A 22,170-nucleotide genomic window follows, 5' to 3' on the forward strand; every position below is an offset into this window, starting at 1 on the left:
GCGCGGCAGAAGGGAAAAGCTCTACTTCCCCGGCCGCCCAGTCTTCCCGGGCCGACGCTTTTCGCGACGGGCGTCGCCTGGGTCTTCGTAGGAACCAATGCCGGCGCGCTGACGGACGATTGGTTTGCCGTCGCGTTCCTTCGCGCCCCCCTCTGCCCTGCCGGGCATCTCCCCCACAAGGGGGGACATCGGCTGTGGCTTTGCCGGCACTTTTCCCTCGACCGGCTTCTCCGTCCGCCGCACCGTCATCTCATCCAGCGAGTTCTTCTTGAACAGCGGCTTGGTGGCGTCGCCAGGAATGCCGAAGTCGGAACCATGCGCCTCTTCGGCCGACTGTTTCTTGAACAGCGAGCGTGACACAGCACCTGCCGGCGTCGGCATGTCGGTGCCCGGACCCATGTCGTCAATCGAGGGTTTGGCGAACAACGGCTTCTTCACCGGCACGGCGCCGTCGGCGCCCATCTCGTCAAGCGCCGGCTTGCGGAAGAGGTTGGACCGGGCAGCCTTGGCTGCCTCTTCGGCGGCACGTGCTTCGTCGAGCTTGCGGAAACGCTCCTGTTCCTCTGCCGTACGGTGTTTGGCCACGCCCTTGTTGTGCTTGCCCTTTTCGCGGCCCGACACCGGGCTTTCCATGTCGGCATAGTTGGCCAGCGGGTCTTCGGAGATCGACAGTTCCATCTCGCGCAGGCGCTTGATCTCGTCGCGGATGCGGGCCGCCTTCTCGAAGTCGAGATTGGCGGCAGCGTCGCGCATCTGTTTCTCCATCGCGTCGAGATGGGCCTTGAGGTTGTTGCCCATCATGGCGCCGGCGCTGTCGGTGAACTGCGAGATGTCGGCGCGGACGTGGTCCTTCTCGTAGACCGAGTCCAGAATGTCTGAAATGCGCGACTTGACCGATTCCGGCGTGATGCCGTTGGCGGCGTTCCACTCCATCTGCTTCTCGCGGCGGCGGCTGGTTTCGGCCATCGCTCGCTCCATCGAGCCAGTGACCTGGTCGGCGTAGAGGATGACCTTGCCGTCGACATTGCGGGCGGCGCGGCCGATGGTCTGGATCAGCGACGTCTCGGAGCGCAAAAAGCCTTCCTTGTCGGCGTCGAGAATGGCGACGAAACCGCATTCGGGAATGTCGAGGCCCTCGCGCAGAAGGTTGATGCCGACCAGCACGTCGAAGGCGCCGAGGCGCAGATCGCGCAGGATCTCGATGCGCTCCAGCGTGTCGATGTCGGAGTGCATGTAGCGGACGCGCACGCCCTGCTCGTGCAGGTACTCGGTCAGGTCCTCGGCCATGCGCTTGGTCAGCACGGTGACCAGCGTGCGGTAGCCGGCCTTGGTGGTGTCGCGGATCTCGCCGACGACATCATCGACCTGGCTTTTCGCCGGGCGCACCTCGACCGGCGGATCGATCAGCCCGGTTGGGCGGATGACCTGCTCGGCGAAGACGCCGCCGGCCTGCTCCATCTCCCAGCCGCCCGGCGTCGCCGAAACGGCGACGGAGAGCGGGCGCATGGCGTCCCATTCCTCGAAGCGCAGCGGCCGGTTGTCCATGCAGGAGGGCAAGCGGAAGCCGTATTCGGCAAGCGTCGCCTTGCGCCTAAAGTCGCCGCGATACATGCCGCCGATCTGCGGCACGGTGACGTGGCTTTCGTCGATGAAGACCAGCGCGTTGTCGGGAATGTATTCGAACAAAGTCGGCGGCGGATCGCCGGGCTGGCGGCCAGTCAGATAGCGCGAATAGTTCTCGATGCCGGCGCAGGAGCCGGTGGCTTCCAGCATCTCCAGGTCGAAGCGGCAGCGCTGTTCCAGCCGCTGCGCTTCCAGCAGGCGGCCGGCGCGCTCCAGTTCGACCAGCCGGTGCTTGAGCTCTTCCTTGATCGACTTGATCGCTTGGTTCAGCGTCGGGCGTGGCGTCACATAGTGCGAATTGGCGTAGATCTTGACGCTTTTCAGCTCGCCGGTCTTCTGGCCGGTCAGCGGGTCGAATTCGGTGATCTGCTCGATCTCGTCGCCGAACATCGAGATGCGCCAGGCGCGGTCTTCCAAGTGGGCCGGAAAGATCTCGATCGTGTCGCCGCGCACGCGGAACGAGCCGCGCACGAAATTGATGTCCTGGCGCTTGTATTGCTGGGCGACGAGGTCGGCGAGCAGAGCGCGCTGGTCGAGCCGGTCGCCGATCTGCATCTGGAAGGTCATTGCCGTATAGGTCTCGACCGAGCCGATACCGTAGATGCAGGACACCGAGGCGACGATGATGACGTCGTCGCGCTCGAGCAGCGAGCGCGTCGCCGAATGGCGCATGCGGTCGATCTGCTCGTTGATCGAGGATTCCTTCTCGATGAAGGTGTCGGTGCGCGGAACGTAGGCTTCCGGCTGGTAATAGTCGTAGTAGGAGACGAAATACTCGACCGCGTTGTCGGGGAAGAATTTCTTGAACTCGGAATAAAGCTGCGCGGCCAGCGTCTTGTTGGGCGCCAGGATCAGAGCGGGGCGCTGCGTCTCCTCGATCACCTTGGCCATGGTGAAGGTTTTGCCCGAGCCGGTGACGCCGAGCAGCACCTGGGTGCGGTCGTTGTTATCGACGCCTTCGACAAGGTCCTTGATGGCGGTCGGCTGGTCGCCGGCCGGTTCGAAGTCCGAAACCATCTTGATGGCAATGCCGCCTTCGGATTTTTCCGGGCGGGCAGGGCGGTGCGGCGTCCACAGCACGCCGTCCTTATGCAGCGGATTGCCGGATTCGATCAGCGCCGACAGCGCTGCCACCGTGGCGGTGACGCTGCTCGAGGCCATGGTCTCGGCGTCTTCCAGCGAGATATCGAGGCCTGCGACCGGATTGAGGCCGGCCGCGGTCCGCTCCCTGGCCGTTGCCGCGCCACCCATCGAAGTGCCGCGCGAGCTGCGGCCCGGAGCGGTGGAGCGCTCGGGGATCTTCTTCGACTTGGCGCTTTCCCTCCCCCTTGGGGGGAGGGTGGCGGCGGAGCCGCCGGGTGGGGTCGGCTCGACCGGGCTCGACGTTCTGGCGGTGCCTTCTGCGATGACCCCCTCTGTCGCCTTCGGCGACATCTCCCCCTCAAGGGGGGAGATCAGGCGGCCGTCTCGTTCGGCCTCCTGCTCGATCTGCTCGGCCCAGTCGGCGATCGAACCGGTCAGCGGCGTGCCCGACAGTTCGGGCTGCGGCATCTCGGCGAAGCCGCCTCTGTGCAGTGGCTCCGAGGCGTCGAGGAAATCGGTCAGCGGGCTGCGCCGCTTCGGCGCGGCGCGGTCGTCATCCGCCGTCGGCGGCGTTCTCTTGTCGGGGGATTTGGCCATGCCCCGAATATGGTGAGTCTTGGCCAAAATGGAAAGAGCGGGATGCGGCGAGGCGCATGCCCGGATGCGGCTCCTGACAGAAGGCTGTCAGGAGGAAGTCAGGTGCCAGGGGATGCCTGCCTGCGGTCAGGCGCCGCGTGCGTTGTCAGTCGCTACCTGGGTAGGCGATCCATTCAGGCGCGGCACCACGACGAGGCGGGTGACCTTGCCCTTCTTGAAGGCGGCGAGGAAGCGGGCGTAGTCGCGGAAGACGACGCAGCCATTGGACTCGGCGCGGCCGCCGCGCAGCATGTAGGTGTGGGCAAGCAGGCCGTTGCGGTTGTACTTGTTACCGCCACCGACCGGAGTCAGGCGCAGGGCCTCGACGCCATGGAAGCGCGATTCACGCAGCGACAGATTGTACGTGTTGGGCGGCGTCGGACCACGATCCTTCACATGGACATAGCGCGGCTGGTCGACCATGGCGCCGAGGCCCGAATGCGCCTCGAGCCGCTGGCCGTCCGGCATGTAGACGGTCTTGGCGCTGATGTCATAGACGGCGACGCCGTGGCCGGCGCCGCTTCCGGGGTTCGGTCCGTTGAACAGGTTCCTGAACGCCTGGCCAAGGCCACCCGAAGGCGTGTCCGGCTTGGCATAGGCCAGCACATCGCCGCCATCGCGGCCTTGCCGGGTCGGCTGCCTGGCTTGCTGGACCGGCTTTGCCTGTGGCGCCGGCTTCTGCTGGGCGATCTTGGGCTGAGCAATCTTGGGCTGCGGAGCCGGCTTGTCCTGCTCCACGGCCTTGGGTTGCGGCGCGTCATATTGCGGGCGGCGGGTCGGCAGCGGCACGTCGTCGGTCAGCGCATCCGGCAGCGAGGCGGCATCGCCGGGCTGTTGCTGCTGGGTCTCGACAGGCGCGACCGCGACATCGGCCGAGGATTCGGTCATCGGCAGCGGCGAGGCGAAGGCCTCGTCCTCGACCGGCATCGACTCGACGAGAGCCAACGCCAGCTGCGAATTGTCAGGCGTCTGCGACTGGGCAAAGCCGCTCGGCGCCGGCGCGTCCTGGACCACGGTATCGGCACGGGCGAAGCGTTCCGCAGCAGGAGCCGGCGTGTCGTCCGACAGGCTGGCCATGACCTGTGCAGACGGCACCAGCGACGCTTCGGTAATCTGTGCGCCGACGCTGGAAATCACCGGGCGGGCGTCGGCCGTGGCAACAGGCTTGCCGGCGACCGCAAAAGCGGCGGCAAGCTTGGTCGGCGACAGCGACGCTTCCATGCGTTCGAAGCGCTCCTGCGCCTTCGACTCTAGGATTGGCTGTTCCGGTTTCGCATGTGCCACGAGGCGCGCGGATTTTTCCGCCAGCGGGCTCACACTGGCCAGCTTGAAGCAGCTGGCGCCGCATTGCACGGCATGGTCGTGCAGCGCCTGCGCGCCGCCATGAGCATTGGCCAGCACGAACGGTGCCGAGGATCTGAGGAAATGCTGTTTCAGCGGATCGGCCATCGCCAGCGAGCCCGGCATGGCCAGCGTCTGCGGCAGGCCGCCGCCCGACGTCGCCGACAGCGAGGCGCCGACGGAACTGAGGCCAGCCATGGTGCCGATCAGCCAGAGGCCGACGGCGGCGCTCGCACCGGGTACCGCGACCCAGCGGACGATCCGTTTCGGATTGAAGGAAAGGGCACGCTGCGCATCGACGAACTCGCCGCCCTCGCGTTGGTCCCAGATTATTTTTTGTTTACTCGACAACGCCATGCAACCAATCTTGCTCCAATCGGTTTTCCCCGTACGTGGCCTTGTCAGCCGCGACGACCATTCTGCGAGTGATCCCAGGTGGTCCCCGACGCGTTTGCCGCGCCTGTCGTTGGTTGCCGATTGCTTCAAAATATGGACAAAGTTGGTTAACCAATCCCTCTCAAAACCAACCGAGAGACGTGGACTTTGTGCCAAAAAAGGCTCGTCCACGATCATGCACGCGGTATTTCAGCCCTTCCGAGGCAAGTTTGCTGCCTGTTTTTGACGGCCGAGTCAAGCAAAACGGCCCTTGCTAATTTAAGACAAAGGCGCTCCAGCGAGCCCTGCGGCAATGCGGCGCGCCACTACACGATGCTGAAAAAGCCGATGGCATCGCAAAAACTGTTGCCCGTTTGCAACATTTTTCCGGCCCGGACGCCCGCCTCCCGAGGGCCATTGACTCGTTTTGGGAGGCGGTGCAATCCCGTTGAAGTGCTTGGTTTTGGGGTGGCAAAGGCCACTTTTGGAGGCTTTTCCATGAAGCGTCGGGATTTCTTGACGCTGTCGGCGGCTGCGGCGGCGTTCTCCATTCTTCCGGCCACCGTCAGGGCTGCCTTGCCGGTAGCCTATGACCGCAACGCCGAAGTGCCGTTCAACGACAAAAAATCGTTCATCGACTGGATGGTGGCCAATCGGGGCGAGGATCCGAAGTTTTTGGCCGAGCGATTCGATCGCTTCCAGATCATGGTCTACAACAAGGACGTGCTGGACGACCGCAACAAGCGCGCCTTCCTTTCGACGCCACGGGAAGAATTCGTTCTGCCGCAGAATCTTGGGCGCGCCTACGACCATGCCTTCCTCGACATCGGCTATGGCGTGACCATTTCCGGCCCGCATCTGGTCGGGCGCATGACGACGGCCATTGACCTGCAATTCGGCGAAGCCGTGCTCGAGGTCGGCACCGGTTCGGGCTACCAGTCGGCCTATCTCGCCAACCTCACCGACAAGGTGCACACGATCGAGATCATCAATCCGCTGGCGCAGCGCACGCGCCGCACCTACGACGCGCTGATCGATCGCGGCTACAGCGTGTTCGGCTCGGTCACCAGCCGCAACGCCGACGGCTATTATGGCTGGGAAAGCGTCGGCCCGTTCGACAAGATCATCGTCACCTGCGGCATCGACCACATCCCGCCCTCGCTGCTGCAGCAGCTCAAGCCCAATGGCGTCATGGTCATTCCGGTCGGACCACCGGGCGCCCAGCACGTGCTCAAGGTGATCAAGCAGCAGCTCGCCGACGGCACGTTCAACATCGTCCGCTCGGATATCTACAATGGCAAGGTGGTGCCGTTCGTGCCGTTCACCAAGCTGGAAGGCGACCAGATCGTCGGCACGCATAACGGTTGAATTGCCGCATCAAGGGGCCTGAATGACGGCTGTCGTATCGACCTCTCGACCAAGCATCGCCTCGCTGGAGGCGCCGCGGCTCGCGCACTATCTTGCCGTCGGGCTGATCGCCGGCGCCATCATCGCGCTGCAGATCGCGGTCATGCGGGTGTTCGCGGTCGGCAGCTGGTCGCATTTCGGCTCGCTGGTGGTCAGCCTCGCCATGCTCGGCTTTTCGCTGTCCAGCGTCGTCATCTTCGCCGGCAAGGGCTGGTTCGACCGCCACTGGCAAGGCGCGGCCACGGCGGCGCTGCTGCTGATCGGCCCGCTCGCCGTCGGCGCCAACCTCGTTGCCCAGACGGTGCCGTTCAACGCCATCTTCCTGGTCTCCGACCCAGCGCAGAAATGGCGGCTGCTGGCCAATTTCCTGCTCTATCTCCTGCCGTTCCTGGCCGGCGCGTTCTTTCTCGGCATCGTCTTCCTGAAAAGCCGCACCGCCTTCGGCCGCGTCTATTTCGCCGATCTCACCGGCTCGGGGCTGGCCGGCCTCGTCGTGCTGGTGTCGCTCTATCTGTTTTCGCCGGAAACCATCATCGTCGTGCCGCTGCTGCTCTGGGCCGCCGGCTCGCTGCTGTGGTTCTTCGCGTTCGGTGCGTGGAAAAGCGTTGTCGCAGGGGTTGTCGTGGCGGCGCTGTCGATCGCCGGCTACCTCATGCTGCCCGGCCTGCTCGGCATCCCAGACATCGCCGTGTCGCAGTACAAGGGCGTCGCCTATGCCCGCAACTTTCCGGACGGCAAGCGCATTTACCGCAGCGTCTCGCCGTTCGGCGATTTGCAGGTATATGCCAGCTCCTACATGCATTTCGCGCCGGGCTTGAGCGACAACGCCGCTTTCGGCATGCCCGAGGTGCCGGCCAACACCTATGTCGGCATGTACCGCGACGGCGACGGGCCGGAAGGCATCATGCGCAATCTGGCGCCGGCCGAGCAGGTCTATTTCCGCTATCTGCCGATGCACTACCCCTATGTCATCAAGGACAAGCCCAAGACATTCGTCGTGCAGTTCGGCGGCGGCATCTCCACGCAGGCCGCGCTCAATGCCGGTTCGACCTCGGTGACCGTCGCCGAGAGCAACCCGATGACGCTGCGGGCGTTCCGCGATCCGATCCTTAGGGATGTCACCGGCGACATCCTGGCCGAGCCGCGGCTCAAGGTCATCGACTATGACGGGCGTCTGTTCCTCGCCAACACGACGGAACGCTACGACGTCATCGATCTCAGTCTTGCCGACAGCGTCGGCCTGTCCAATCCCGGCGGCTTCGCCATCTCGGAGAAGTATGCCTACACGCATGAGGCGATGCTGAGCTACATGCATGCGCTTGCCGATGGCGGCGTGCTGTCGGTGACCCTGTGGAACAAGGAAGAGCCGCCGAAATCGGTGCTGAAGCTCTATTCGACCATCGCCGAGGCGGCGAAAACCTTCGACCCGCAAGGCGCCGCCAACGACATCTTCGCCGTATCGAGCTATCTGTCGACGACGACTGTGCTGTTCAAGCGCGGCGGCTTCAGCGAGGCCGAAATCAAGACGCTGCGCGACTACACCAAGTCGATGTCCTGGGAAGAAGTCTATTATCCGGGAATGGTTTATGACGGTTCGGGCGCGCAAAAGGTGCTCGATGATTACCGCGCCTCGATCTTCGGCAGCGGACAGGATGCGACGCTGACGCAGCCCGCCGCCGATCCGACCGCGCCAGTTAACCCCGATTGCGACCCGACGGCACCCGCCGATCCGACGCTCGATGCCTGTGCGGGCGCCGGCGGCGATGCCGGCCCGGCCGTGCTCCCGGCGACAGCGCTGCAGCGCATGACCTGGCACGCGCTTTTGACCGGCGGCTGGGAGAAGCTCGCCAGCGATTATGTCTTCGACGCGCGGGCGCTGAGCAACGACCAGCCCTATTTCGCCGCCTATGTGAAGGTTACCGACCTGCCGCGCACGCTCGACCGGCTCGACCTGTTCCAGGACGACTGGGGCTATCTCCTGATCTGGGCGACACTCGGCATCGCCTGCATCACTGCGGCATCGCTGGTGCTGCTGCCGGTCCTTTTCGGCTGGCGCATCGTGTTCTCGCGCTCGCGCGGCAAGCTCGGCACCATCCTCTATTTCGCCTGTCTCGGCCTCGGCTACATCATGGTCGAGGTCGGGCTGATCAGCCGCTTCACCGTGGCGCTCGCCAATCCGACCGTGTCGGCCTCGGTGCTGATTTCGTCGATGCTGGTGTTTTCCGGCCTCGGCAGCCTGTTTGCCGAACGCATCTTCGACCGCGCCAGGACGCTGCTGCCTCTCGTGCTGCTGGCGGTGTGCGTGCTGCTGCTCGCCTATGGCTTTTATCTGTCGCCGGTGCTCGACTGGATCGGCGCCTATCCCTATGCCGTCCGCCTGCTGCTCTGCTTCCTGTTGGTGTCGCCGCCGGCCTTCCTGATGGGCATGCCGATGGCCACCGCCATGACCTGGCTGGCGCGGCTCGGCAAGGAGCATCTGTTCGTCTGGGCCTGGGGCATCAATGGCTGCTTCTCCGTCATCGGCTCGGCCGCGGTTCCGATCGTCGCCACCAGCTTTGGGCTGAGCGCCGTGCTGCAATGGTCGGCGATCGCCTATCTCATCGCCATTCCGGCCTTCTTTGCCGTGCTGTTGCCGTCGAAGGCGCCGGCCGTGCGGCTGGTATCAGCCTGATGCCGGACCGGCGCGCCATCGTTGCCGGATTGCTGGCCACGGCGGTGTTCCCGGTGGCAAGCCAAGGGGCGCGCTTGCGCAAGGCGATCTCGACCATCGTGCCGTTCAAGGCATCGCCGTTTCCCTATCGGGGCAAGCTGCCCGATGGCTCCGCACCATTTCTCGACGTGACGGCGGCGGGCGGAAGGCGTGGCCACACCTCGCCGCGCGGCGGCATTTATTGGGAAGATGAGACCTATTCCGACCGCTCGACGCTGCTGGCGGTGCCGAAAGGGTTTGATCCGGCCAAGCCGGCGGTCATCGTCGTGTTCTTCCACGGCAATGGCGCCACCTTGCAGCGCGACGTGGTCGGCCGCCAGCGCGTCGTCGCGCAGGTCGAGGCCTCCGGCCTCAATGCCTTGCTGGTGGCGCCGCAATTTGCCAGCAATGCGCAGGATTCCAGCGCCGGCAATTTCTGGACGCCGGGCTATTTTGCCGAGTTTATGACCGAGGCGGCGCAAGGCCTGGCCAGGCTGACCGGCGCCAAGGTGGCAAAATTCGACGCCATGCCGGTTGTGTTGGTCGCCTATAGCGGCGGCTACAACCCTGCAGCCTCTATTCTCAAAAACGGTGACATCAGCGGACGCCTGCTCGGCGTCATCCTGCTCGACGCCGTCTTCGACGAAGCCGACATTTTCGCCAGCTGGGTCGCGCAGCACCGGAAGAGTTTCTTCGTCAGCGCCTATGGCAAATCCTCGGCCTCCGGCAATGCCGAGATCAGGCAGTTGCTGGCGGGCCAGGGCATCGCGCCCAGTTCCGATCCACCGCGCCGCCTCGAAGCCGGCACCGTTGCCTTCCTCGCGTCGGATGCCGCCCACGATACGTTCGTCACCCGGGCGTTCGTCGGCAATCCGCTGCAGTGGTTGCTCGCGCGGCTGCACGGATTCGCACGCTAGACCTGGGTGGCATTTCAAGCGGGCAGGGCGCCATCGATGCCGGTTCCGGCCGCCGCCATGAGTGCCGCCGCCACCGCTGCGGCGCGGCGCGCCTTCGGGCCGTGCTCGGGCCAGACGATGCGGCGCTTGATGGTCAGGGCCGGTACGTCGCGGGCGATCTCGACGAGATGGCCGGCGTCGAGATGGCGACGCAACACCAGTTCGCTGGCCAGCAACGCGCCCATGCCGGCGATCGCCGCTTGCGCCGCGACGATGGTCAACCCGAAGCGCGGACCCTGGTCGATGTCCTTCCTTTGCCGCGCCGCCGCGGTGAACCAGTCCAGCCATGCTGGGTAGACATCGTCGCCCATCATCGGGTCGATGTGCAGCAGCGGCATCCTGTCCACCACCTCGGCTAAGTTTGGCCCGGCATACCCCTCGACCAGCGCCGGCGCGCAGGCCGGAATGACCCGCTCGGTGAAGAGGTCGAGTGCCGCGATGTCCGATGCCGATCCCTTGCGGTAGCTGATGGCGAGGTCGACGCCTTCCTCCGCCATGGCATCGAGCCCGATGGAAGCGACAATGCGGACCTCGAGTCGTCCCAGGGCTGGCCGCACCATCGCAAGGCGCGGCGCCAGCCACAACGAGGCGAAGGAGGGATCGGCCGAGATGGTGAAGGTCTCGGCCCGCCGTTCGAAGCGCAGCCGGCGCATGCCCGAGGCAAGCGCGTCGAAGCCGCGGTCTATGTCGGGCAAGGCGGCCTCGGCGGCGCGGGTCAGCACAATGCCATTGCCTTCGCGCCTCACCAGTTTGACGCAGAGCCGCTCTTCCAACTGCCGGATCTGATGGCCGATGGCGCCGGGCGTCACGCCCAATTCCTCGGCGGCGCGCGTCAGGCTGCCGGCCCTTGCGGTAGCCACCAGCGCCCGTAAACCTGATAACGGCAGATCCCTCAGCGTTGTCATGTTTTGAATTTACCTCAAAACCTGGGGAAGGGAACTCGTTTGAACATGGGTTTTCTCCTGCCTAGGCTGGTCGAAGAAATTCAACCGCAGGAGATGCCAGATGCTCGACACACCAAAGCATGCAAGCCAGCCAAGAGACGCTGCCTTACAAGCGGTGCCGATCCGCGCCATGCGCGCCGAAGGCGCACGCGTCGCTGTCGAACTGGCGGACGGCCGCTCGGCAAAACTCTCGACGCGCTGGCTGCGGCTGGCCTGCGAATGCGAGCAATGCGGCGACACCGCGTCGGGCAAGAGATGGCTGACGCCGGCTGATGTCGACAAGGCCATCCATGCCGAGAGTTTTGACGTTTCCACGCCTGGGCAGGTCACCGCCGTCTGGCAGGATGGGCACGTCTCGCATTACGACGCGGCTTTGCTCGCCGGCCATGTCGGCGGCTCAGGCCCAGTCCGTTTCCAGCCGCAGCTGTGGCACAGCGACCTCGCCGCACGGCTCGGCCGCTTCGCTTTCGATGCAGTGGTCGCGGATGACGAAGCGCTGTTCCAGTCGCTCAGGGCGCTTAGGGATCACGGCATCGCCATGCTGACCGGCGTTCCGGCCGAGACGGAAGCCACAGCGCGGGTTGCCGGCCGCTACGGGCCGATCCGCGAAACCAGCTACGGCAAGGTGTTCGACCTGATCTCGCGGCCGGATGCGCGGGTGGCGGGCGAGACGGCGCGGGCGCAGATCCCGCACACGGACGAGCCGTTCCGTTATGCGCCGCCGGGCTTCATCTTCTTCCACGCCATCCGCACGGGGGCGGGCAGCGGCGGCACCTCGCTGATGGTCGACGGTTTTCATGTCGCCGAGCTGATGCGGACGCGCACGCCGGAACTGTTCGATCTTCTGACGCGGCATGACGTCACCTTCCACCGCGAGCATGAAGGCGAGGTCTTCTTCAGCGCCGAGGCGCATGTCATCAGCCTCGATGCGGCGGGGGCGGTCACCGGAATCCGCTACAATGACCGGTGCCTGGCGCCGCAATGGGCGCCTCTGGACCGGATCGACGGGCTGATCGAGGCGCTGGCCGAACTGACGCGGCTGATCTGCGATCCGCAAAACCAGTTCCAGCACCAGCTGCAGCCGGGCGAGGTGCTGGTCTTCGACAACCAGCGTGTCCTGCATGGCCGCAGCGCCTTCGACCCGACGCTAGCCGTCCGTCATCTCAGAAGCTGCAACATCGACCGCGACGGCGTTCACAGTGCGTTTCGTTCGCTGGCCAGACGGTTTGCGCCGGAGGAGGCGGAAGCAGTCTTATACCAAGGAGCTATTTTCTAGAATCTATCCGTCATTCGCTACTAGCGCATACGCTGGAATTTGGCCGAAGCCTAACCAACTTCGTCATCCTAGGGCGAAGCAGGAGCGAAGCTCCGTCGCGGAGACCCTGGGATCCATGCCGCGACATCAGCCGAAGAATGCCGCGGTTCAGAATTAATACCCTGTGATCGGCGCAGCACAACAGAATCTGTACCGCAGCAGCGCTTTGATGTCACGGCATGGATCCTGGGTCTGCGCCGCGTCGCTTCGCTCCTTGCTACGCCCCAGGATGACGATGGCGCGGCCTCAGTTAAACCACAGCGCAAACGTCAAAAACCCACCACCCCCAAACTCGCGCTGGATCTGGTCGAAGTCCTCGCTGGTCAGAATCTTGCCGCTTTCGAGATAGGGCGCGATGCCAGGGCCGGTGATCGACAGTACCAGGTCGAAGGTCTTCGGCTCATTGAAGAAGCGCTTCATGTTGATGCCCTTACCGGTGATGCGGAAATGCGGCAGCAGCACGCGGCCTTCGAGCAGGTCCTCGGCCATGGTCAGAGTGGCAAGCCAGGCCTGGACCTGTTCCTCGCCGACTTCGAGGCCGGTCAGCGGGTTCGCGCCCTTCTGCTGCGGGCCGGGCAGCCATTCGCGGTCATTGTCGGTCTCGGCGCGGATCGCCTTCCAGTCCTCGCGCGACAGCCGGATCATTTCGAGCAATTCCTGGCGCGCCGCCTTGCGACGCTCCGGCTCGACCACCGGCCAGTTGATGAGATGCACCATCGAGATGAAATCGGCGATGCGCCATTCCGAGGAGAAGATGTTGCTGCCCATCTCGCTTGGCGGCGGCACCAGAATGTCCTGCAGCGGCAATTTTGCGCGCGGGAACAGCATGTGGAACGAGCCGTCGAAAGTGTTCCTGAAATCATGCGCCAGCCAGAAATCGGCCTGCGCCATCAGGAACTCGGCATAGCCTTGCAACCAGTAGCCGTCGGCGCGGTCGAAGCGGAAGGTGAGCGCGGGTGCGCTATCGCCCTGCGAGATGCTGCCGCGCGACAGCGCGGCCATGATCGCCGCCATGCTTTCATCCGGCGCGATCGTGCCGTCCTCGTTGAGGTCGATGCCGACATGGGTGAGATCGATGACCATGCCGATATCGGCATCGGCGGGCACCGAACCAAGCGTGGCGGCGGATTTCGCCAGCCGGTCGCGGAAGGCGACCACTATGGCGCGGAACTCTTCATAGGTCAGCGGCTCGGGGTTGGGATTGGCCGGTACCGGCAGCTGCATCAGCGGCAGCATGAAGGATTGCGGGCTCTCGAAACCATGGTGGTGCAGGCCGCTGGCCAGCAGCTCAAGTGCTGTGAAGAATTCACCGGCGCCGGCGGCGTAGGCGGAGGCCGGATCTTTCGGCGCCGCGGCCTCCAGCGTCGACAGGGCGCTGTCGCGCGCGGCCACGGTCTTCGCCTCGAACAGAGCGGTTGCCGCTTCGGGCATGGCGGCACTGGCGGAAGACAGTGGCATAAGCACAATGAAAGCGGATGCCAGCAGGCTTGCTATTCGTGTCATCTTTTCCCCTCCCAAGCATTTGTCGCCGACAATCATACACAGATTTGAGGCTATTTGAGGCATCGCGCCTGTCAGCGGCGACGCGCTGTCCACATCGTTGATTGCCGACGGCTTCAACCCACCCACTAGACAGTCTAAACAAGGCAAACGATTGGGCATTGCGTGTCGAACTATCCGCTTTCCTACAAACTGTCCTGGCTGCCGCGTTTCCTGAAGCCGTCGCTTGGCGGTGACGGCAACGGGCTTGCGCCGATGGGGGGGACGTTGATGGTGCCACCGCCGAGAAAGACGGCGCGGCTGGCCTTCATCGGCGACATCTCGGCGGTGGCCAACCGCCGTGCGCCGGATTGCGATCCGGCGATCAAGGCGCTGCTCGGCACTGCTGATCTGGTGATCGGCAATTGCGAAAGCCCTGTCGTGGACAGACCGAGCGCGGTGCTCGGAACGAAGCTGGGCACGCACCACGCGATGAGCGAGCGGTTCCTGGCCGAGGCGCTCGCCGCGGTCGGCCTTGCGCGCGAAAAACTGGTGCTGTCGCTGGCCAACAATCATGTGCTCGACCAGGGCGTCGCCGGTTTCGAGGAGACGTTGGTGGCGCTGAAGCGGCTTGGCATCCGCACCATTGGCCTCGCCGCGGACGGCCCGGTGCAGCCGGTCAAAGTCGGGCCGCTGGATGTCGGCTTCGCGGCCTTCACGCTGTGGCGCAATGCGGATGAGGACCTGTTTGCCGGGCGTGTGTCGATGGATAGCAACCCGACAGGCTGGCCGCGCGATCATTTCGACCTTCTCTGCGCCGTGCCGCATTGGGACTGGGAGTTCCGGCATTTTCCGCGCGCCGGGACGCGCGCGCTGGCCAGGCGCCTGGTCGGGCAGGGCGTCGGGCTCATCGCCGGTCATCACGCCCATGTCGTCCAGCCGGTGGAGCGGATCGGCGGCACGATGGTCGCCTATGGGCTCGGCGATTTTTTGGGCACTGCCCTTGCCCGACAGCCATGGCCGGGGCGCATTGGCGGGATTTTCGTTGTCGATGTCAGCGCCGATGCAGGGACGCGCGGAGTGGCTGCGTCTTACCGGTTGCATCCGTTCGTGCGGCTGCGGGACGGGGATCATGAACGGTTGGTGCCGGTGGCAGGGTTGGAGAGCCGAATGCGCGACAAGGTCGAGGGGCGGCTGAGAGCGGTTTTCCCTTCTCCCCTTGTGGGAGAAGGTGGCCGCGAAGCGGCCGGATGAGGGGTGTTCCAGGGAACACCAGCGTCTCACTCCGCTGGAACACCCCTCATCCGGCTCGGCGCTAGCGCGCCGATCCACCTTCCCCCACAAGGGGGGAAGGAAGAAGCGCCGTCCGTCTGGCGGCCCTCACAAAAGCAGCTATCATGCAGGCGTGCTGGCGGCGGAGAGATGGCGGTGGAAACAGCGGATTTCATGCCTGATGAGAACGACATCGCAGCCATCCGGAAGGGTATCGAAGCCTACGAAGCGGCGAGGGCTTCGACGCTGCGGCAGGTGCGCTGGCGGACGCCGCTTTTCGTTGGCTTGGTGCTGGTGGCCGTGGCGCTGATCGCCTGGCTGTTCAACAAGGTCGCCGACCCCAATGAGCAATGGTTTTCGACGCCGCACGTGTTTCTCTACATCATCGGTTTCGTGACGGCGATCCTGCTCTATTTCCGGGCGATCCGGCCGGCAACGCGGCTGCGGCAATCGTTTCGCGAGACGCTGATGCCGATCATCTTCGGCTTCATCGGGAATATGCGCTACCAGCATGAGGTGACGCCGAATTCCTTCGACCGGTTGCCGCGCGAGACGGTCGGTGGCGCCAGCATGAGCCGCTTCGACGATATCATATCGGGACGCTACGACGGGTTTGCGTTCGAACTCTACGAAGCGGACCTTTGGGATGGGGCGTCGACCAAGACCAAGGCGACAACCTTCAAAGGCGTCATCGTCGCTTTCGAGGCCATCGAGCCGTTCCCGGGGATCCTGGTGGCGACACGGCGCACCAATGCGGTCATGGGCTTCTTCCGCGGCATGTTCGCCAGCAAAATGCAGGAGCTGTCATCCGGCGTGCCCGAACTCGATGCGGCCTATGAATTCCGCACCGACAATGTCGAGGCGGCGCGGCCGCTGGTGATGGGCCGGCTGGCGCAGGCGCTGAAATGGCTGGGCGAAACCTGGCCCGACGATCCCGCCCGCGTCGCGCTCAATGGCGGCGACGGTTTCCTGCTGTTGCCGCAGGCGAAGAATTTCTTCGAACTGCCCGAGATTTCGGTGCCGCTCGACTACACCAGGCATGTCGCGCCGATGATCTCGGACATGGGCGCCATGCTGGCGACCGCGGCGCTGGTGCGCAAGATCGGCGCGAAGGACGGGGGCTAGGTCATAGACCCATAAAGGGGATTCCCAAAACGTGCGATGAATGATTCAACCTTCGTAGTTGAGGAGGTTTGATATGGCACGTTTTGATCTGACGGATTTCGAGTGGTCGACTATCGAACCGTTGTTGCCAAACAAGGTGCGCGGGGTAGCGCGGGTTGATGATCGGCGGGTTTTGAACGGCATCTTCTGGCGGCTTCGGACTGGAGCGCCATGGGCAGACATCCCGGCACGCTACGGGCCGCACACGACCTGCGTCAACCGCTTCAACCGATGGCGTCGAGCGGGTGTCTGGGACCGGCTTCTGGATGCCGTTTCAAAGGCTTACGATGGGGACATCCAAATGATCGACTCGTCCTCGATCCGCGTCCATCAGCATGGTGCAAACGCCCAAAAAAAGATGGCCGATCCCGTTGCGTGGGTCGCTCGCGGGGCGGCCTGACGACCAAGATCCATGCGCTCGTTGACGCCGAGGGACTACCGATCGCCCTCAAGCTGACCGAGGGACAAGCCCATGACGGCCGCAGCGCCCGGGAGATGTTGGGCGGTTTGGGCGACGGCCAAATTCTGCTTGCTGACCGCGCCTATGACGCAGACGAATTGCGCGCCAGCCTCAAGCAACGCGGCGCTTGGGCTAACATCAAGCCGATGCCGAACCGCAAAAATATCCCCGCATTCAGCCCGTGGCTATATCGCTTTCGAAACCTCGTCGAACGCTTCTTCAACAAACTCAAGCACTTCCGAGCCGTTGCCACACGATACGACAAGCGCGACGATAACTTCCTTGCAAGCGTCAAACTCGCTTCTTTTCGTATCTGGTGCCGATTTAATGAGTCTATGGCCTAGAGCAGTTCACCGTTTCACGGAAACGGTGAACTGCTCTAGGCCTTTGTTTTCACGCAATTCCCAAGGGAAAGCGCTCTGCGCTTTTCCCGAGAAATGGAGTGCGCCCCTCGGAGCGGACAGATTGACTAAGCAGAATTGACTTGGAAGCCGGGCTTTCGAAGGATGGAAGCCATGACTGCACATCGCGCGCACAGCATCGAGTTCAAACGTCAGGTAGTGCAAGAGTTCCTCTCCGGCGAGACGCTTCATGGTCTGGCCAGGCGGCACGAACTAGCGCGTAACCTGATCCGTATCTGGGTCCAGAAATACGAGGCCGGCGCCTTCGACGAGGATGTAGCGGCGGCCGAGACGATGCAGACCTATGAAGCTCGGATCGCCGCGCTGGAGCGGCTGGTAGGCCGGCAAGCCTTGGAAATCGAGTTTCTAAAGGGGGCTCTGAAAAGCGCACCACGTCCCAGAAGCGGACCTACATCCGTGATCACCGGCCCCGCGGTGTCTGCATCGCTGAAGGATGCCGGCTGATGGGGATCGCGCGATCAACCTACTACGATCAGCCCGAAACCGCCGTGGATGACACAGCGCTCGTCGAGACGATGGGTGAGATCTCCGACAGCTTCGAAGCCTACGGCTATCGCCGCATGCAGGCGGCGCTGCGGCAGAGCGGCATTGTCGTGAACCACAAGAAGGTCAGACGATTGATGCGCGAGCATGATCTGCAGCCCAGGATCAGGCGACGCTTCATCGCCACCACGGACAGCAATCATGAATTGCCGATCTTCCCGAACCTGGCGAAGGACGTGACACTCCATGGCCCGAACCGGCTTTGGGTAAGCGACATAACCTACGTGGCGATTGCGGCAGGCTTCGTCTACGTCGCGGTCATCTTGGATGCCTGGTCCCGCAAGGTCGTTGGTTACGCCATCGGCCGGTCGATCGACGCGCGCTTGACCGTTGCAGCATTGAAGGCGGCAATCGAACGGCGAAAGCCGCCGCCGGGCTGCGTCCATCACTCGGATCGAGGCGCGCAATATGCCGCGCTCCTCTATCGCAATCTTCTCGCCGAGCACGATCTTATTGGATCGATGGGTCGGCGCGGCAATCCCTACGATAATGCCAAAGCGGAAAGCTTCATGAAGACGATGAAGGTCGAAGCCATCTATCCGATGGCCTATGAAACCTTCACCGACGTCGCTGAGGACCTTCCCCGCTTCATTGATGAGGTTTACAACACCCGCCGATTGCACTCAGCGCTCGGCTATCTCAGCCCGCAACAGTTCGAAGACCAACACGCCCGGAAGATGGTCAAAACCGCCGCTTGATCCTGTCCGCTCCGAGGGGCGCACTCCATAAACCGATCACACTTTTCCTGGAATTGCTCTGGCCGACGTCGAAACAAAACGTGTCCTTGTCGATTTCCCGGAACATTTTTGTGATCCCGCCGGACAGCAAATACGGCAGTGGCATGATGACAGTCATGTGGCATCTAACCGACTCTTTTCATGGCGGAATTCGCTGACGCGATCGGCGCGAGATGACACCAGCCCTGTTGACCCGCAAGCAATGTGTCAGAATTAAGCCTATGATTTCATTTGCGAAAATTCACTCAACGTGATTTGCGGCCAGCAGGCTTTCCGGCCCAGTGTCGGCTCGTTCGGTGCTGTCGTTGCCCAAGGCGGCGGCCCGGAAAACCGAAACAGCACGGAGTGCATCCGATGAAAAGAACCCTCGTAACCACCGCCGCTCTGCTCGCCTTCCTCGGCACGGCCTATGCCGCGTCCGTTCAGGGCACCATCCAGGCGGTCGATCCGACGACCAAGTCGATCACGCTCGACGACGGCAAGATCTACCAGCTGTCGCCGGAAGCGAATGTCGGCAAACTGAAGGTCGGCGCCAAGGTGGCTGTGACCGTCGATGACAAGACCGGCATGGTGACGTCGATCAAGAAGGCATCGTAGAGGTCGCCAGCGTCATGCGTCGGCGGACCTGCTGACCGGACTTTTCAGACGCTGCTCCAGTCTTGGCCGGTTCCTTCGGGGATCGGCCATTTTCATGCTCCTGGTCTCTCACCGCCAGGCGGTCAGGGTGACGGAACGCCGCCCCGACAGCGCTCCTATGGTTTTTGCCAAAGAGCCGCGCTATCCCTTGGCCAACGGGGAATCTGCATGGCTGACGAACAGAAAGGCTTCCGCCTGTCGCGCCGGCTGGTGCTCGGTGCGGCCGTGGTCGGCGGCGCGGTGCTGTGGGGCGGCACCACCATGGCACGGCTGGCGCGCGGTCCGTCGGGGCCGAAGAATGCCGGCCGCATCGCCGATATTGACGGCATCGCCCTGCCGCTGAAACCGCTGGAGAACGTCCCCGTCTTCGATCCTTCGCTGCCCTGGTTGGCCAAAGGCGGCGACATCAACGATGCCAGCGCCCTGTCGCGGACGCCGGTCTATGGTGTGATCGAAGTCAGCGAGGAAGACCATATCGCCAGGGCGCTGGCCTTCGCCCGCGCCAACGGGCTGAAAGTGTCGCTGGCCGCCATCCGCCATTCGATGGGCGGGCATGCCTTCGACGACAATGCGCTGGTGCTCGACCTCAAGAAGTTCAACAAGGTCAGCGTCGACGCGGCGGTCAAGACCATGACGCTGCAGCCCGGCGCGCGCTGGCACGACATCCAGAACATGCTGCATCCACGTTTCGCGGTGAAGGCGATGCAGTCGACCGACATCTTCTCCGTCGGCGGCTCGCTGTCGGTCAACGCGCATGGCATGGACCATCAGGCGGGTTCGGTGGCCGGCTCGATCCGCTCGATGCGGGTGATGCTGGCCGATGGGTCGGTGACGACCTGCTCGCCAGCCGAAAACACCGAGCTGTTCCGCCACGTCGTCGGCGGCTACGGCCTGTTCGGCGTGGTGCTGGAGGCGACGCTCGACATCGTCGACAACGCCGTCTACCGCACCTCGCGCGAAATCATCAAATCCGACGATTTCCCAAAGTTCTTTGCCGAGGTGCTGGAGCCGAACCGGGATATCGGCCTGTTCTACGGCCACCTGTCGACGGCGCCGGGCAATTTCCTCGAGGACATGATCGTCTACCGCTACGACAAGGTGGCCGAGCAACCGCCGGCCGACCAGCCGGCCATCGGCGAACCGGGTTCGGTCGGGCTGAAGCGGGTGATCATCAACCTGGCGAAATGGGGCAGCGTGTTCCAGGAGCTGAAGTGGTTCACCGAAAAGACGCTGGAGCCGAAATTCGAGAACTGCACGGTGGCGCGCACGGCAGCTATGGCGCAAGGCGAGGCCTGTCTCGTCACCCGCAACAACCCGATGCACGATTCGGTGCCGTATCTGTTCAACGACCTGATGGACGAAACCGATATCCTGCACGAATATTTTATTCCACGCGGTGCGTATAATCCATTCATCACCGAGGCGCGCGAGATCCTGCGCAACCAGTCGCTGCCGGTGCTCAATGCCTCGGTGCGCATCGTCCACAAAGAGGATGTGGCGCTGACCTACGCGCCGGAGCCGGCCTATTCGCTGGTGCTCTACATCAATCAGCCGACCGATGCCGACGGCAATGCGAGGATGCGGGTGCTGACGCGGGCGCTGATCGACGTGACGATCAAGCATGGCGGGCGTTTCTTCCTGCCCTACCAGCTGCACTACACGGCCAGGGAGTTGCTGGCGTCCTATCCCGAGCTGCCGGCTTTCCTGGCATCGAAGCGGCAATATGACCCGACGGAACTGTTTTCCTCGACCTTCTACCGTGCCATCAAGGCGCTGAGCGGGGTTGCGTAAGCAGGAGAACAATCAATGCGGATGGTATCGGCGGCAACCCTCACTCTTATCGCGCTGTGCGCTGGACCGGCCGGAGCCGAGGACCTCAAGGCGTTCAAATTGACGATCGATGGTGTGGCCGTCGACATCGATCCCGGCGAGAGCACAACGGTGACGTTGCCCGGCGGCAAGCAGAGCAAGGTGACGCTCGAGCGCAACGACTTCGCCACCTTTTCCGGCGGCAGTTTCTCCTTCGTCCATCCGAGCGGCACTTCGGTGACCAAGACCGATCTCGGCGAAAACATCACGCAATATCTGATGGCATCGGCGCTCGGCACGATCGTCGTCGTGCAGGAATATGGCAAGATGAACCCGGTGTCGCTCAACCAGCTGATGCTGCAGGAGATGACCCGGGAATCGGTGCAGGCCGGTGCCGAAGTGACGCAGCAGCCGACGACACGCAAGCTCGCCGACGGCAAGGAACTGACCGGCATCCGCGCCGAGGTGAAGACGCGCACCGACACCGCATATTTCGAGATCGTCGGCTACGGCCTCGCCGATCAGGGCCTGCTGTTCATCACGCGCGTCGGCAGCGAGGACCTGGGCACCGAACAGCCGCTGATCGACAAGTTTTGGGAGAACCTGAAGGTCAAGATGTAGGTGCTACAGCCCCGTCGGCACCAGGCCGGCCAGCCAGTTCACCGAGCGTTTGGCCGCGTCGGCGGTCGCCGAGGCCGCGCGGCCAAGATCGGTCTTGACCACGGCATAGCCGTTCTTGGTGCGATAGAGCACGCCGGTGCCGCCATCGACCACCTGTTCATAGGCGACGGGCCGGGCAGCGTCCGCCTCGACGGCCGTCGTCGGCGTGCCGACCGAGACGCTCGGCCGATGGCTCAGTTCCGGCGGCAACGGGCTTTCCGTCCGGACGGTCCTGCTGGCAGGCTTCAGTTCCGGGCCGGATGCGATCGCGGCCAGGTGCGAGGACGACGACGAGCCCTTGGTGCGGCAGATGCCGGACACCAGCGGATAGTTGAAATTGCGCTGGTGCAGGATCTGGCTCTTCATCGCGGCTTCGCACTCGGCGATGGTCGACCACTTGGCCGGCGTCTCGCCGATATATTCGCACAGCTTGGCGTCGCAGTCGCAGCCGACAATGGTCATGGCGACAAGGGCGGTCTTGATCACGGTCTTGTCCCTTCGAGATGCCCCCCGGCAGCCCATTCAGGTGCATGTCGCGCCTTCAGGCAACATGCACCACTCCATCGCGCGCGAACAAGGCGGGATTTGGCCGCGATTGTGGAATGAGCGTGGCGTGGCA

General features: G+C 63.7%; 18 protein-coding genes. 12 read left to right on the top strand and 6 right to left on the bottom strand.

The window, feature by feature from the left end; all coding sequences use genetic code 11:
• Positions 1 to 21 precede the first annotated feature (21 nt).
• Both uvrB and AC0V7N_RS15465 read right to left on the bottom strand, forming a co-directional pair.
• Positions 22 to 3,303 carry an excinuclease ABC subunit UvrB gene (gene uvrB / locus AC0V7N_RS15460; RefSeq protein ID WP_496627939.1) on the bottom strand — a complete coding sequence of 1,094 codons (3,282 nt, stop codon included), beginning with the start codon at positions 3,301 to 3,303 and terminating at the stop codon, positions 22 to 24.
• A gap of 126 nt (positions 3,304 to 3,429) precedes the next feature.
• Positions 3,430 to 5,040, bottom strand: a complete 1,611-nt coding sequence (locus AC0V7N_RS15465; protein WP_475458900.1) for a DUF2778 domain-containing protein — start codon at positions 5,038 to 5,040, stop codon at positions 3,430 to 3,432.
• A 516-nt stretch (positions 5,041 to 5,556) separates the two neighbouring features.
• On the opposite strand from AC0V7N_RS15465, the gene AC0V7N_RS15470 reads away from it, so the two are divergent.
• Genes AC0V7N_RS15470 through AC0V7N_RS15480 form a run of 3 tightly spaced genes read left to right on the top strand, consistent with a single transcriptional unit; the run spans position 5,557 to position 10,071 of the window.
• Entirely contained in the window at positions 5,557 to 6,426 is an 870-nt protein-coding gene (locus AC0V7N_RS15470; RefSeq protein ID WP_475458902.1) for a protein-L-isoaspartate O-methyltransferase family protein, read from the top strand.
• Between the two features lie 22 nt (positions 6,427 to 6,448).
• Positions 6,449 to 9,136, top strand: coding sequence for a spermidine synthase family protein (locus tag AC0V7N_RS15475; RefSeq protein ID WP_475458905.1), 2,688 nt, complete (start codon positions 6,449 to 6,451; stop codon positions 9,134 to 9,136).
• On the top strand, positions 9,136 to 10,071 hold the full coding sequence (locus AC0V7N_RS15480) for a hypothetical protein (protein WP_475458907.1): 936 nt from the start codon (positions 9,136 to 9,138) through the stop codon (positions 10,069 to 10,071). The genes AC0V7N_RS15475 and AC0V7N_RS15480 overlap by 1 nt, the downstream gene beginning before the upstream one ends.
• A 14-nt stretch (positions 10,072 to 10,085) precedes the next feature.
• On the opposite strand, the gene AC0V7N_RS15485 is transcribed toward AC0V7N_RS15480, so the two are convergent.
• Positions 10,086 to 11,015 carry a LysR substrate-binding domain-containing protein gene (locus AC0V7N_RS15485; RefSeq protein ID WP_475458909.1) on the bottom strand — a complete coding sequence of 310 codons (930 nt, stop codon included), beginning with the start codon at positions 11,013 to 11,015 and terminating at the stop codon, positions 10,086 to 10,088.
• Positions 11,016 to 11,115: 100 nt separating this feature from the next.
• On the opposite strand from AC0V7N_RS15485, the gene AC0V7N_RS15490 reads away from it, so the two are divergent.
• On the top strand, positions 11,116 to 12,330 hold the full coding sequence (locus tag AC0V7N_RS15490; protein WP_475458912.1) for a clavaminate synthase family protein: 1,215 nt from the start codon (positions 11,116 to 11,118) through the stop codon (positions 12,328 to 12,330).
• A gap of 285 nt (positions 12,331 to 12,615) precedes the next feature.
• Here AC0V7N_RS15490 and AC0V7N_RS15495 read toward each other — a convergent pair whose 3' ends face one another.
• The gene (locus AC0V7N_RS15495; RefSeq protein WP_475458914.1) at positions 12,616 to 13,872 is read right to left on the bottom strand and encodes a hypothetical protein; all 1,257 of its coding nucleotides are present in this window, start codon (positions 13,870 to 13,872) and stop codon (positions 12,616 to 12,618) included.
• A gap of 162 nt (positions 13,873 to 14,034) precedes the next feature.
• On the opposite strand from AC0V7N_RS15495, the gene AC0V7N_RS15500 reads away from it, so the two are divergent.
• From AC0V7N_RS15500 to AC0V7N_RS15520, 5 genes are all read left to right on the top strand, one after another.
• Entirely contained in the window at positions 14,035 to 15,102 is a 1,068-nt protein-coding gene (locus AC0V7N_RS15500; RefSeq protein ID WP_496627940.1) for a CapA family protein, read from the top strand.
• A 168-nt stretch (positions 15,103 to 15,270) separates the two neighbouring features.
• Positions 15,271 to 16,245, top strand: coding sequence for a hypothetical protein (locus tag AC0V7N_RS15505; protein ID WP_496627941.1), 975 nt, complete (start codon positions 15,271 to 15,273; stop codon positions 16,243 to 16,245).
• Positions 16,246 to 16,318: 73 nt separating this feature from the next.
• A protein-coding gene (locus tag AC0V7N_RS15510) for an IS5 family transposase (RefSeq protein ID WP_475451259.1) occupies positions 16,319 to 17,088 on the top strand; the annotation gives its coding sequence in 2 pieces (ribosomal slippage) (positions 16,319 to 16,633 and positions 16,636 to 17,088; 768 coding nt in all).
• A gap of 171 nt (positions 17,089 to 17,259) precedes the next feature.
• Entirely contained in the window at positions 17,260 to 17,610 is a 351-nt protein-coding gene (locus AC0V7N_RS15515; RefSeq protein WP_475450480.1) for a transposase, read from the top strand.
• Complete coding sequence (locus tag AC0V7N_RS15520; RefSeq protein ID WP_475460345.1) at positions 17,589 to 18,407, top strand: IS3 family transposase; 819 nt, start codon at positions 17,589 to 17,591, stop codon at positions 18,405 to 18,407. The genes AC0V7N_RS15515 and AC0V7N_RS15520 overlap by 22 nt, the downstream gene beginning before the upstream one ends.
• On the opposite strand, the gene AC0V7N_RS15525 is transcribed toward AC0V7N_RS15520, so the two are convergent.
• The gene (locus tag AC0V7N_RS15525) at positions 18,391 to 18,564 is read right to left on the bottom strand and encodes a hypothetical protein (protein WP_496627942.1); all 174 of its coding nucleotides are present in this window, start codon (positions 18,562 to 18,564) and stop codon (positions 18,391 to 18,393) included. The two genes, AC0V7N_RS15520 and AC0V7N_RS15525, sit on opposite strands and share 17 nt — an antisense overlap.
• Positions 18,565 to 18,800: 236 nt before the next feature.
• Here AC0V7N_RS15525 and AC0V7N_RS15530 point away from each other — a divergent pair, with 236 nt between their 5' ends.
• The 3 genes from AC0V7N_RS15530 (at position 18,801) to AC0V7N_RS15540 (ending at position 21,512) form a co-directional block, all read left to right on the top strand.
• Complete coding sequence (locus tag AC0V7N_RS15530) at positions 18,801 to 19,043, top strand: DUF1344 domain-containing protein (protein WP_027030598.1); 243 nt, start codon at positions 18,801 to 18,803, stop codon at positions 19,041 to 19,043.
• 207 nt (positions 19,044 to 19,250) lie between these two features.
• Positions 19,251 to 20,873 (top strand): FAD-binding protein, encoded by a 1,623-nt coding sequence (locus AC0V7N_RS15535; RefSeq protein ID WP_475458922.1) that lies wholly within the window; start codon positions 19,251 to 19,253, stop codon positions 20,871 to 20,873.
• Between the two features lie 15 nt (positions 20,874 to 20,888).
• The gene (locus AC0V7N_RS15540; RefSeq protein ID WP_475458925.1) at positions 20,889 to 21,512 is read left to right on the top strand and encodes a hypothetical protein; all 624 of its coding nucleotides are present in this window, start codon (positions 20,889 to 20,891) and stop codon (positions 21,510 to 21,512) included.
• Between the two features lie 3 nt (positions 21,513 to 21,515).
• On the opposite strand, the gene AC0V7N_RS15545 is transcribed toward AC0V7N_RS15540, so the two are convergent.
• Entirely contained in the window at positions 21,516 to 22,037 is a 522-nt protein-coding gene (locus tag AC0V7N_RS15545; protein ID WP_475458927.1) for a hypothetical protein, read from the bottom strand.
• Positions 22,038 to 22,170 lie beyond the last annotated feature (133 nt).

The organism is Mesorhizobium kamtschaticum (genome assembly GCF_056174585.1).